At 36.5% G+C, this 12,126-nt stretch carries 15 protein-coding genes and 1 pseudogene; all 16 read left to right on the forward strand.

Annotated features, from left to right (window positions below):
- Window positions 1-363 precede the first annotated feature (363 nt).
- A complete protein-coding gene (locus tag T525_RS0110745) occupies window positions 364-648 on the forward strand; it encodes a hypothetical protein (RefSeq protein WP_027407203.1) in 285 nt (94 codons plus the stop codon).
- A 300-nt stretch (window positions 649-948) separates the two neighbouring features.
- Window positions 949-1,188, forward strand: a complete 240-nt coding sequence (locus T525_RS0110750) for a hypothetical protein (RefSeq protein ID WP_027407204.1) — start codon at window positions 949-951, stop codon at window positions 1,186-1,188.
- Window positions 1,189-1,247: 59 nt separating this feature from the next.
- Complete coding sequence (locus tag T525_RS0110755; RefSeq protein ID WP_027407205.1) at window positions 1,248-2,126, forward strand: HNH endonuclease signature motif containing protein; 879 nt, start codon at window positions 1,248-1,250, stop codon at window positions 2,124-2,126.
- A gap of 2 nt (window positions 2,127-2,128) precedes the next feature.
- Entirely contained in the window at window positions 2,129-3,115 is a 987-nt protein-coding gene (locus T525_RS0110760; protein ID WP_027407206.1) for a YafY family protein, read from the forward strand.
- Window positions 3,116-3,134: 19 nt separating this feature from the next.
- On the forward strand, window positions 3,135-3,530 hold the full coding sequence (locus T525_RS0110765; RefSeq protein ID WP_027407207.1) for a hypothetical protein: 396 nt from the start codon (window positions 3,135-3,137) through the stop codon (window positions 3,528-3,530).
- A 24-nt stretch (window positions 3,531-3,554) separates the two neighbouring features.
- The gene (locus T525_RS0110770; RefSeq protein WP_051533560.1) at window positions 3,555-4,694 is read left to right on the forward strand and encodes an RNA-splicing ligase RtcB; all 1,140 of its coding nucleotides are present in this window, start codon (window positions 3,555-3,557) and stop codon (window positions 4,692-4,694) included.
- 9 nt (window positions 4,695-4,703) lie between these two features.
- Entirely contained in the window at window positions 4,704-5,294 is a 591-nt protein-coding gene (gene prfH / locus T525_RS0110775; RefSeq protein WP_027407209.1) for a peptide chain release factor H, read from the forward strand.
- Window positions 5,295-5,323: 29 nt separating this feature from the next.
- Window positions 5,324-5,833: a hypothetical protein gene (locus tag T525_RS0110780; RefSeq protein ID WP_027407210.1), complete on the forward strand. Its 510-nt coding sequence runs from the start codon at window positions 5,324-5,326 to the stop codon at window positions 5,831-5,833.
- A gap of 214 nt (window positions 5,834-6,047) precedes the next feature.
- Window positions 6,048-6,947: a chromosomal replication initiator protein DnaA gene (locus T525_RS15045; protein WP_051533561.1), complete on the forward strand. Its 900-nt coding sequence runs from the start codon at window positions 6,048-6,050 to the stop codon at window positions 6,945-6,947.
- On the forward strand, window positions 6,940-7,158 hold the full coding sequence (locus tag T525_RS0110790; protein ID WP_027407211.1) for a hypothetical protein: 219 nt from the start codon (window positions 6,940-6,942) through the stop codon (window positions 7,156-7,158). Before T525_RS15045 ends, T525_RS0110790 begins: the two co-directional genes overlap by 8 nt.
- A gap of 80 nt (window positions 7,159-7,238) precedes the next feature.
- The gene (locus T525_RS0110795) at window positions 7,239-8,324 is read left to right on the forward strand and encodes a hypothetical protein (protein WP_027407212.1); all 1,086 of its coding nucleotides are present in this window, start codon (window positions 7,239-7,241) and stop codon (window positions 8,322-8,324) included.
- Window positions 8,325-8,456: 132 nt separating this feature from the next.
- Entirely contained in the window at window positions 8,457-9,728 is a 1,272-nt protein-coding gene (locus tag T525_RS0110800; protein WP_027407213.1) for an AAA family ATPase, read from the forward strand.
- Between the two features lie 101 nt (window positions 9,729-9,829).
- A complete protein-coding gene (locus T525_RS16075; RefSeq protein ID WP_051533562.1) occupies window positions 9,830-10,210 on the forward strand; it encodes a hypothetical protein in 381 nt (126 codons plus the stop codon).
- Between the two features lie 159 nt (window positions 10,211-10,369).
- Window positions 10,370-10,813 carry a restriction endonuclease gene (locus T525_RS16080; protein ID WP_156945761.1) on the forward strand — a complete coding sequence of 148 codons (444 nt, stop codon included), beginning with the start codon at window positions 10,370-10,372 and terminating at the stop codon, window positions 10,811-10,813.
- A gap of 102 nt (window positions 10,814-10,915) precedes the next feature.
- Entirely contained in the window at window positions 10,916-11,506 is a 591-nt protein-coding gene (locus T525_RS15055; protein WP_051533564.1) for a macro domain-containing protein, read from the forward strand.
- A 277-nt stretch (window positions 11,507-11,783) separates the two neighbouring features.
- Window positions 11,784-12,126, forward strand: a pseudogene (locus tag T525_RS0110815) (hypothetical protein); the annotation flags it as partial.

A 12,126-nucleotide genomic window follows, 5' to 3' on the forward strand; every position in this document is an offset into this window, starting at 1 on the left:
ATATTAGCTAATTATATTATATTTCAAAATAGCTAATATTACAATAGACTTTATGTTCAGGAGGAATTATGCAGGATTTTTGAAATGTTTACTCTAGGGCTTTGTTCATTCATTCCAGAATATTCGCAGCCATTATATCAATATTTTGCAGGAAAATAATATAAAAGAAGAAAAATGCGGATGTGCTTGGGATGAGAAACATGAGTGATAGGGAAAGTTAAATTAAATAATTGCTGGATTAAACGATCTGACGAAGAATAGTATTATTAAGTAAGTATTTATGGTACATTTTTTTGTACAGCAACGTTGCTATAATGACATTAGGAAATGTAAAGGATAGGCATATTAAGAAAGGAGACCGCTATGTATATTGAAAACATTGGATTGGTTGATTCGGACGGAAACGTAACAGTTACTGAGGAGCAATTAATACACGGAAAAGAAGGGTTTTGGGCCTGTCATATTTCTAAGGGGGATTACGTATTATATAAGGTTGTTGAATGCGATCATACGTATAGGTTTAATTTCAAGACTAAGTCTTGGGAGGATGTAGGGTATATGCCTGTGCTGTTTGGTTATGATTTTGAGTACGATAAAATTAGTGAAGAGGAAGCCTTAAAAATAGCAGGATTAAAAAATTGGGAGTAAGATATAAACTTCTTAAAAGGTGTGCTTCTGAAGCTCAATTGAGTTCGAGCAATATCAATATGAATTTTTAGACTGGTGGCTGCCAGTCTCTTTTTTTATGTCGATATAAAATATCTGGAATTATTATATTAAAGGTATGTTAAAAAAGTATATACGATAAGTAATAATTTGCAGGAATAAATTATATGATGACGAAATATGTCATCAAGTATTGATGGTACATTTTTTTGTACAGCAACGTTGCTATAATGACATTACAAAGATGAGCTGCAACTCGCATTAGAGAGGAGGCTGCGTATTATGATGGGTGGTTTATTTCTCGACAGTTATGAGTTATTGGATGCAGATGGTAACATTGTAGCAACTAAACCCGTTGTACATCACTTAAGAATGGTTATTAATGATAATGGAGGAATTAAACCTAGGGAGGTATATACTGTCCGGTCAGTTAAAACTGGACTAACTCTTAAAGTGACAAGTAAAACACCATCGGCCGCATGGCATGAATTTGACAGAGAGTGTGCTATGCTTATTGACTAATTATGTGATTGTGCATGATATAACTTTAAAATGACGTATATACTTAGGGGGAATTTAGTATGGAGAGAAATTATTTTATTTTTCCAGCGAATTATATGAATTTCAATTTTGAAAAATTATTTAAAGAAGCTTGTGATAATAATGGAAATGTACTTTGGGGAATGAAGCCAAAAGATCCTAAAGATATAAACATTGGTGATGTATGCTATATTTATTATTCTAATCTACCCGATGGCACTGCCAGAATTATGCTACGGGGGACTATAGCAAATAAAAATGTCAAGGATACAGATGGCGTTCAATGTTATGCTATTAAAGAATTAGAGAGCATAAATTGGGATAATTCAAAAAATCCGCATTTCACGCGTGAAGTGTTACGTGACTATGGGATAAAGATGAATCTTAATAAACGTCGGCTTAAAGATGGCAGAATTGCAGAGGGTAAAACTGTTGGTGATGAAGATCTTCGTAAAAAACTGGAGGATTGTTTTTACAAGGGGATTGGTAGGTTAAAACTTAAAGATTTAGAAAATGAGTTAAACAAAAAGTTGCACTGTGCATTATTCAAAAGTTCAATAAATAATTCGCAACATATTACATTTAAGGCTAAAAATGGTCTTCCTTATTTGGAACTTCATCATTTTATACATAGGAGTCAAGGTACTAATGCAAAAGATAAAAATGGTACTCCAAAAGGCCATCCTGAAATAATACAGGAAATCGATGATCCAAGAAATATTATTAGACTTTGTTCAAATTGTCATAATCAAATACATTATGGTCAATTGGATGCAAAAAGAAAAATGATAGAAAAAATATATAACATGAATACAAATAAAAAATTCTTTGATAATGTTTACAATAAAATTATTAATAAAGAATATCAGACTACGTTGGACTGGCTATATGCTATATATGATGCTAGTGAGGAAAAGTAATCATGTACGGAAATGACAGAAAAAAATTACTGATACTTCTGATATTGGAAGTTTTACAGCAGTATACGGATGAGAATCATCATCTTTCCCAGCAGGAAATACTTCGTATTTTAAAGAGGGATTATGATATCACCTGTGACAGACGATCAGTTAGGTCAAATGTGCTTGATTTGATTGATCTGGGGTATGACATCTGCATGGATGATGGCTATTACTTTGCCAGTCGGGAATTTGAAAATGCAGAATTGCGGATGCTCATTGACAGCGTTCTGTTTTCCCGGCATATTTCTCCAACCCAGGGAAAAAGGTTAATAGACAAACTGCAAGCCTTGGGCAACAAATATTTTAAGCCAAAGGTTTCCCATGTAATTGCCTTGCCGGATTTGAATCATACGGACAATAAACAGGTAATGATAGTTGTAGACACACTTAATGATGCCATAGAGGAAAAGAAGAAGGTGGAGTTTACATATAATTCCTATGGCACGGATTTTAAGCTTCATCCCAGAGAGCACAGCCCTTATCTTGTCAGCCCGTATCAGATGGTGGCCAGTAATGGCAGATACTATTTATTGGGCAGCACTGACAGGTATCAGGGCATTACCCATTTCAGAATTGACCGGATTACTGATATTAAAATGACTGATATCCCTATAAAGCCGGTTAAAGAAGTGGAAGGTCTGGAAAATGGATTTAATCTTCCTAAACATATGGCGGAACATACCTATTTATTTTGTGGCGAGAGTGTTCCTGTAAAACTAAAGACTACCGTTTCAATGATGAATGATCTTATTGATTGGTTTGGGAAGGAATTCAGTATCATTGAGAAAAAAGATGATGAGATTGTAGTAAGCGTAAAATGCAATTACAATGCCATGTTTTACTGGGCCCTACAGTATGGCTCCAAAGTTGAGGTCGTGGCCCCTGATGAATTGCGCCAGGAACTGGCAAAGACGATTCAGGATATGAATAATAAGTATACGTTGTAATAATGCGGAGGTGAACATAATGAAATCGGGATTGAAGGATAAGCGATTTTTTGTGTCAACAGGCAGACAGTTAGGAACGTTTTCTGCAGATGAGCTAGAGCTTGTTGTTTCCAATCAAGATCAATCAGAATATACACCGGAAGCCTTGGATGAAGATGACGATTTTGACCCAGGTTATGAAGTATCAGAACTGGAAAAAGCATTACTTGAGATGGAAAAACGCGAAACTGAATCATCTAAGATGTGGCGCAAAGGTCAAGAAAAGTGGCTCATGCTTGAACAAAATAAAAGTCCTGAAGAAAGGGCTGAAGAGGATGCAGCAAGAAAAGAACTACTAAAGTATGCCCTACAACATGCAGAAACTGCTGAAGATGCTGCGGAACTAGAAGAATTACTAAAAATGCAGGATAAGTAATACTAAAATGCCAAAGGAGGTTTAATGAGAGAGATAAAAATTCAGGGAACATACAGCGAAGCCATTGTTTATGCGACCGATAACGATGCTACTGCATTGGATGAATATGCCAAAGCCCAGCTTAAATTATTGGCGGATAATGAAGCATCACGAGGCAGCAAAATTCGTGTTATGCCCGATGTTCACCCGGGAAAGGTTTGTACCATCGGGCTTACCATGACTCTGGGTGACCGTATTTTGCCAGAAGTTGTTGGCATAGATATTGGTTGTGGATTGACAGTGGCAAAGCTTAAAAAGTTTAGACCCGAATATCCACGCCTTGATAAGGTTATAACGGAGAACGTACCAGCAGGAAGCAGGATACGTACAAAGGTGCATCACCTTGCTGAAGAATTTGATTTTGGCCGTCTTGATGCTGCAAAGCATATAAACAAGGAACGGGCAATGCGCAGCCTTGGAACATTGGGCGGCGGAAATCACATGATTGAGCTTGATGTTGATAGTGATAAAAATACATATATTACAATACACTCTGGGAGCCGTCACTTGGGTAAGGAGCTTACGGAATACTACCTTTCGGAAGGGCAAAAAGTTTTAAAAGCAAAGGGCGAAAATGCTCCTTATGAAATGACCTGGCTGGATGGTTCACTTATGGAAGCATATCTTCATGATTTGGCTGTTGTGCAGGAATATGCGGCACTGAATCGTCAGATTATGATTGATGAGATCTGTAAGGGAATGAAATGGAAAATTGAAGATCAACTGTCCTGCCACCACAATTATGTGGATTTTAGGGGCGAAGAGCCAATTTTAAGAAAAGGGGCAATTTCAGCAAGACAGGATGAGCCAGTAATTATCCCGATTAACATGAAAGAAGGGGTAATGCTGGGTAAAGGTAAAGGAAATGAAGGCTGGAATTACTCTGCCCCACATGGTGCCGGCAGAATAATGAAGCGTGTGGATGTAGCCAATAATTACACCGTTTCAGACTTTAAACGGGAAATGAAGGGAATATACTCACCAAGCATATCAAGGGATACGCTGGATGAGGCCCCATTTGCTTATCGTGGCATGGAGGAAATACGGGAAGCTATAAATGATACCGTTGAGATTACAGAAATATTGCGACCGGTATATAACTTCAAGGCCGGGCGGGATGATTAAAGATTAGTTATGCGTATACAAATAAGTTCGGGGCAGGGCCCCGCAGAATGTGAAAGGGCAGTGGCACTATTTTCCGAGGCTATTAAAGGGGAATATCCCAATATGAAACTGATTTCCTCTGTAATGGGGCATAATAAGGATTGTTTTTGCTCTGTCATTATGGAAACAGACCAAGATGTTTCTGGCTTGGAGGGAACCATTGCATGGATTTGTAAGAGTCCCTTCCGTCCACATCATAAACGTAAAAACTGGTACATTCAGGTGAAGGTATTGCCAGAGGCGGAAGCAGCCGATGAAAACAGCGATTACAAAATTGAGTATTTTCATTGTGGAGGCAAGGGCGGACAAAACGTTAATAAGGTGGAAACAGGGGTGCGTCTAACCCATATTGCTACTGAATTGGTTGTGACCGCCACTGAGGAGCGGACCCAGCAGGCAAATAGAAGAATAGCCATTAAGAAGATGGAAGAATTGCTTGCACAACGCCAAATGGAGGCTGGGGCAAAGGCTATCAGCGACGCACGTCATGGACATTATGAAATCGTGCGGGGAAATCCGGTGCGTGTTTATGAAGGTTTAAATTTTCGTAGAAAAATGTAATTGGTTTAAGGTCTATGGGAGACAAATCTATGAAAATACAAAAGATATATTTTGATCTGGACGGAGTGCTGGCAGATTTTGACCGTGGCGTAAGAGAATTATGCGGAATGGAGCCAGTTGATCAGAGCAATAAAAATAAAGGTGATGATGACCGGCTCTTTGAAGCCATCAAAAATGTGGGCCATTTTTATAATAAGCTGGAATTTTGCCCTGACTCCAAAGAGATGTTTCAGCAGCTTGATAAAAAATATCCGGGTGCCTGTGAAATCCTAAGTGGTATTCCTAAGCCAAGGAGAGGTATCACCACAGCTGATAATGATAAAATAGAATGGGTACAAAGAAATCTTGGTGAGCATATCAAGGTCAATATAGTTTATAGGGAAGAAAAGAAAAACTATGTTACTGGGAGAGACTGCATTCTGATAGATGATTATGAGAAAAATATCCAAGAGTGGGAAAATGCCGGCGGTACAGGCATTTTGTTTATCTCTGCAAAAGAAACATTAAATAGGATTAGTGAAATTGAAACTAGCCTATAATGAAATTTTTATACATAAGGACAATCAATATAATCTTCATCTGCTCCCAGGTGATTAGAGATAATCATCTGGGAGTTTTTGTGTGCAATTAAATGTACATTTGCTCTGATATTATAGCGCCAAGAAAAATATAGGGTTTTTGCTGCCGTATTTTTTAAAAGGAATTTGCCAATCAATGTAGAAAAAATCACATAGTTAATCAGAGGTGCGCAAAATGAATGGCTTTAAGAATGTAATTGGAAGAGAGAAATTCAAGATTGATTTAAGACGGTATGTGGATATTCTGAAGAATGCAAGCGAAAATGCCAAGCTGGAAATCGAGATTACCATTGGTATTAATGATGCAGGCAGAATAGATTTAATTAATCAAATAACTGGTAATTGTGGGTTGCCTCTAAATCCAAAATACACCTTTGAATCTATGGTGGATGGGGAATTTAATCATGTGGCTTATAGTGCAGCATTAGAGGTGGCCAGGAACCTTGGTAATAAATTTAATCCGTTGTATTTATATGGCAATGTTGGTATGGGCAAGACTAATTTATTGCAGGCCATAGGTAATGAGGCACTGAAAAATAATCCTGAAAAGAAAGTGCTGTATACCACAGGTGAAAATTTTACCAGAGAGCGTATTAATGCCTTTCGTGATGATGCTAATGAGGCTTTTAGAAAGAAATACAGAAACGTTGATCTTCTGCTGATGGATGATTTTCATGACTTGTGCTTAAAGGTTTGCTCCCAGAATGAATTTCTTAACACTTTCAATGAACTAAAAGAAGCCAATAAGCAGATCGTTATATCTTGCAATTGTCCACCAAGGGAAATAGAGAGAATTGATGGCAGACTTATTTCCAGAATTGCTGCTGGTATGATTGTCGAAATAAAGGAACCATCACTGGAGGAGCGAATTGCCCTGTTGCAGAATATGTGTGCTGCTGAACACATTGAGATTTCTACCGATGTATTGGATTATATTGCTCAGAATATTGACAGCAATATCAGGGGACTGGAAAGCGGGCTGGCAAAAGTGGTGGCTCATGCTGAACTTACAGGGATGAATATTACGGTTTATTTAGCCGCTGAGGCTTTAAAAGGAGCAATAAAAATTGAATAACAGAAGAAGACAGAAATTAGGTTGGGAGAAATACATTAAGCGCCATTATTTTCCGATTCATGAGCTGACTGACGAGGTTATGGCCAAACTGATTGATAGGGAAGAGGGCGTTATTATGGAGGAAGTTCTTTATCAGTTGGATGCAGATACTTTAGAGGATTTTTTGGAATTAAGTGATGAGGAATTAATGAAGTGGGGCTATAAACCATGAAGGTTATAATTTTCTTCTTGATGATTTATGTAATCTTCTTTTATAAGAGATTATGAATTTATGAAATGGAGGGACTGGTTATGGATAAAATAGAATTTGATAAAATGAGTGGGAAAAACAAGAAGTTATACGAAGCATTATGGAAGGAGTCTGATTTTTCTTTTGGTGATGTGTTAGAGCATACTTGGTACAAAAATAAATTTTCTTCTAATTCATACAGTTTTTCACAGGCATCATTGTTAATTGATATCTTTGAAATAAAGGGAAAATACCTATTCAGGAAAAAATATTCTATGGCAATAAGTGGTTCTGGGGGAGAGGATAATAAGATTAATACCCTTCACTCATCCTCCTTATGTGCATTGCTTCATTTTTATAATGTCACGGAGAAGAATCCTCTTACAATCGAATTAAAAACTCATAATAATAATGATTTGCCAAGAAAGGTAAAATTTACTAAATCTGTATTTGAATTTAAAAGTCCTGTAATAGGTAGCCCATCAAATATGGATGTGGTGCTTAGCGGGGTAGATGTGGATAGTAAAGAAAATGTTGTACTATTCTTGGAAAGCAAATTTTCTGAATATTTAGATGCAGGAAAAAGTAGTGGAATATCGAAGGATTATCTAAAAAATAAATATACGGAAAAACTGTATAAAGGCTTAGGTGAGTTAGGATTAAAAACAGAAGACAATAAAAAAAATCCTGACTCTAAATTTGATATGGTAGTAAAAGAAGGTGAAAAACTATTTTATATTGAGGGAATAAAGCAGATGATTTCCCACTATTGTGGGATAAGAAATATTATTGATGGAAATTATTATGATAAAGAAGCTGATGAATTTAGACAAACAGAAATCCAAGATGTCGTTGAAGGTAAGATTAAGAATGGAGCTGTTGTTATACTCGGAGAAATAATATTTGATTTTACAGATGCATTGAAGCGCAGAGATGAAGAAAAAGATGCGGAAAAATATGAGGCATTGAAGAGTAGATATGCGGAAAAATACAAGGTATTGGCTGAAAAAATGTTTAATGAAAGATGTGAACAAATACATGTGTTGGATAAGTTATTAACATATAACGAGATATTTAAAAATGAGAAAACTTCATATAATCTTCCACCAAGAATTAAAGCTTTTTATTATAACAATGAATCGGATTAAGTAGTCAACATCTAGCTCCCAGGTGATTAGAGATAATCATCTGGGAGCTTTTATGTGCAATTAAATGTACATCGACTCTGATATACTGTGCCCAAGAAAGAAAAGAATGATTATAAGGCGGAGGTGCTGAAAATGAATGCATTTGACAAGGTTATAGGTTATGAATCCATAAAAATGGAATTGAAAAGGTATTGCGATATTTTGAAGAACCCAAAGAAGTATGAAAAATTGGGTGTGGCTATCCCTAGCGGACTTTTACTGGAAGGTAAGCCAGGATTAGGCAAGACTTTGATGGCAAAATGCTTTATTGCCGAGTCCGGCTGCAAGGTATTTACCCTTAGAAAAGATAAACCTAATGGAGTTTTTGTGAATGAAATCAAGGATGTTTTTGATCAGGCAAAAACTGAGGAACTGGCCATTGTTTTTCTCGATGATATGGATAAATTTGCCAATGAGGATGCAAATCATCCTGATGCCGAAGAATATGTAACCATACAGTCATGCATTGATGATTGTAAAGGGCTTGGTGTGTTTACATTAGCTACTGTAAATAATATACATCGTCTGCCCGACTCTTTACGGCGGGTTGGTCGATTTGACAAGATTATTAGTGTAAATGCTCCTGAATATGAGGATGGGGTGCGGATAATTGAACAGTATATTGATAAAATGGAAACCATGGAAGATATTGATGTGGAATTGGTAGCAAGAATGATGGAAGGTGAGTCCTGTGCCAAATTGGAAACGGTTATTAATGAAGCTGGTATTTATGCCGGATTTGAAAACAGAGAAAAAATTTGCCAGCAGGATTTGACTAATGCCTGTCTGCAACTGATTTTTAACGCTCCTCCAGCTCTGTCAGAATATGATGAATCAACCTTGAAAATGATTGCTCTCCATGAAGCCGGGCATATAGTAGTAAGCGAAATCTTAGAGCCAGGCAGTATCAATTTTTCATCTGTTCGTGGTGTTGATATTTCAACTGGCATTGGTGGAATAACACGGTGCAGGAAAAATATTAAAAAGAATACAACATATAAAATGTGGGAATATAATGTGTTGTGTGGTTTTGGGGGAAGGGCTGCAACAGAGATTGTATCTGGTGAAATTGATATGGGCTGTCAATCTGATATTAATAATATTTTTAGCCTTATAGATGATGCTTTAGATTTAGGAATATATGGCTTTGAAAATGCCAGCAAGTTTTGCGAAGCCGAATATGAAAAGGAGCGGGCAGTACGGGCAATATCTTTAGAAGCTGAGCGTCTATACCGTAAAGCAAAAAAGATAATACTTGATAATAGAGCATTCTTAGATGCTGTCGTGAAAGGGCTGATAGATAAGAAAACACTGACCTTCAGGGATATTCAGAACATAAGAGAATCCATAACACTTGTAGGATAATATTTTTTTATATGGCAGGAAATATTAGGTGTTAAATAGAAGTAATGGCCATGTCGTCGTTAGCTGTTTGATAATCAAATTATATGTTGGGAGGGAAAATTATGCCTAACTATTGGGGGTATCGTATTGATACTAATGCTAGAGATTATTTCTATAAGGAAATACGAGATGGGCGTCTGCGTCAAGGATGGGGATTTAATGAATCACAAAATTTGAAAGGTAATAATGTAGACGTATCTGCAAGAAGAAATTTTCCAATTATTAATAGAGTAAAAAAAGGAGATATTCTGTTAGTTCCACGTATTGAGGGGTGGGATGAGATTGCGATAGTTGAAGCAACGGATGATTTTTACAACGGATATGAGTTTACAATAGATCCTAAAATAGGAGATTACGGACATATTTTCCCTGTGAAATTTAGGAAATGTTTTTCACGATATAATGACAATGTAGGTGGAACTATTCGTGAGACCTTAAAATGACGTTCCAGATTTTGGAATATTAATAGATGTAAAGATGAAATCAATAAAATTTTAGAGACACCTGATACAGAGCTAAGAAATAATACCACATATGAAGAACGTTTCAGAAAACGTGTAGAAGACGCATTTGATGAGAATAAGATTGCCGATGATGTTTATGTGTCACTTAATAATGATACTCAAGCCTCTGAATGGGAGTATATCCTTAGTGAGGGATTTAAAAGAATGCTTCCCGATAGTTACAATATTGAAACAACCAGCAATAAGACAGAAAATAATCACGGTGCTGATATAATAATCAGAATACCTGGTATAGTTAACGATACATATGTTATTGCTATCCAGGTGAAGGATTACGACAAAAATGTTGGAAAGGATCCTGTAGATCAAATTTGCAAGGCAAATGATTATTTTTTGAAAGAAGAAGATGCTATGTTGATTGATAAGTATCTTATTATTACAAAGGCCGAAGCTGAATTAAATGAAGATTTGGTAAATTATGCAAAAGAAAAGGGAGTAAAGATATTATTTGCCAAGGATGTGAAAAAATTGCTATCTCAAATGGCAAGAGCATTTATTGGCGATGGTGTTGCGGATTACTAATAAAAACTTGAAAAAGCCAAAATTCTCCCAATTGGTTAGGCGAACATAGGGCATTATTAAAACATGTGTTATCAAAGGCGATGCCAAAAGGGTGGCAATCTTATGAAGGTATATTTATTAGATCAACATACTAAAACTGTTGATATGTGGAAATTGTATTTTGGGGAATATAGGGAAGTTGTACCCGTATGTGATAATTTTGCCCATTTTATGGACAACACTGATATAGAATGTGTTGTATCTCCAGCCAATTCGTATGGATTGATGGATGGTGGATATGATCTGGCTATATCCAAATACTTTGGGTGGGAGTTACAGAAAAAAGTTCAGCAATATATTCTTGATTACTATTACGGTGAGCAGCCTGTTGGAACAAGTTTTATTATTGAAACTGGGTTGCGTGGGATACAACTTATTCATACACCAACTATGATAATACCATCTAAAATAAAAGATCCATTGGTGATATATCAATGTATGAGAACAAGCCTGATTACTGCATTGAAAAATGGTATAAAAAGTATTGTGATACCAGCATTTGGCGGTGGTTGTGGCTATGTGTCAACGCAACTATTATGTGAGATGATGTACGAGGGATACAAACAGGTAATGAATCCGCCTGAGGCGCTAGATTGGGAATATGCTGAAAGATGGAGGCCAGAGAGGGATTCAGAAAGAAAATTTGGATTTTAGTGATTTATATAGTTATTGTGGGAGAAATATAAGGCGTGACGATAATTATAAGAACTATAAACTAAAATTCCCAGGTGATAAAATCATCTGGGATTTTTTTACATTAAGAGTATTGTCCAATCACTTTTAAAAATTAAAAATATTGATTACGTTAGGTAATAATGTTAAAATGAATTATAAAATACAATAATATTATGAGGTGACAGGGCGGCGAAGGGTAATTATTATAGAGAATATATATGATATATGGAAAAATCATAAGAAATGGGGTATTATTTTGGGTAAGAAAGATTCCATTACCAAGGACTATATGGGAAATCCGGCAAGATTTGCAGATTTGTTTAACGGCTTTTGCTTTCATGGCTCTGAGGTTGTGTTACCAAGTGAACTGCGGGATATGGATACCACAAGTGTTGTTGTTCCCTATGGTTCTGACGGGGCGGCGGTGCCAACTCAAAAGTACAGGGATGTGCTGAAGGTTTTGACTAAAACGGACGGTAAAGCTGCATATTGTATTTTGGGTGTGGAAAATCAGTCAGAGGTTCATACAGCCATGCCCGTAAAAAATATGTTGTACGATGCCATGACCTTGGCTGACCAGGTAACTGCTGCGGCCAATT

It is taken from the genome of Anaerovibrio sp. RM50 (assembly GCF_000622005.1).
Classification (GTDB): domain Bacteria; phylum Bacillota; class Negativicutes; order Selenomonadales; family Selenomonadaceae; genus Anaerovibrio.

Coding starts and splice junctions, on each gene's coding strand:
- T525_RS0110745 (WP_027407203.1), top strand. CDS start 364: ATGTATATTGAAAACATTGGATTGGTTGATTCGGACGGAAACGTAACA.
- T525_RS0110750 (WP_027407204.1), top strand. CDS start 949: ATGATGGGTGGTTTATTTCTCGACAGTTATGAGTTATTGGATGCAGAT.
- T525_RS0110755 (WP_027407205.1), top strand. CDS start 1,248: ATGGAGAGAAATTATTTTATTTTTCCAGCGAATTATATGAATTTCAAT.
- T525_RS0110760 (WP_027407206.1), top strand. CDS start 2,129: ATGTACGGAAATGACAGAAAAAAATTACTGATACTTCTGATATTGGAA.
- T525_RS0110765 (WP_027407207.1), top strand. CDS start 3,135: ATGAAATCGGGATTGAAGGATAAGCGATTTTTTGTGTCAACAGGCAGA.
- T525_RS0110770 (WP_051533560.1), top strand. CDS start 3,555: ATGAGAGAGATAAAAATTCAGGGAACATACAGCGAAGCCATTGTTTAT.
- prfH (WP_027407209.1), top strand. CDS start 4,704: ATGCGTATACAAATAAGTTCGGGGCAGGGCCCCGCAGAATGTGAAAGG.
- T525_RS0110780 (WP_027407210.1), top strand. CDS start 5,324: ATGAAAATACAAAAGATATATTTTGATCTGGACGGAGTGCTGGCAGAT.
- T525_RS15045 (WP_051533561.1), top strand. CDS start 6,048: ATGAATGGCTTTAAGAATGTAATTGGAAGAGAGAAATTCAAGATTGAT.
- T525_RS0110795 (WP_027407212.1), top strand. CDS start 7,239: ATGGATAAAATAGAATTTGATAAAATGAGTGGGAAAAACAAGAAGTTA.
- T525_RS0110800 (WP_027407213.1), top strand. CDS start 8,457: ATGAATGCATTTGACAAGGTTATAGGTTATGAATCCATAAAAATGGAA.
- T525_RS16075 (WP_051533562.1), top strand. CDS start 9,830: ATGCCTAACTATTGGGGGTATCGTATTGATACTAATGCTAGAGATTAT.
- T525_RS15055 (WP_051533564.1), top strand. CDS start 10,916: ATGAAGGTATATTTATTAGATCAACATACTAAAACTGTTGATATGTGG.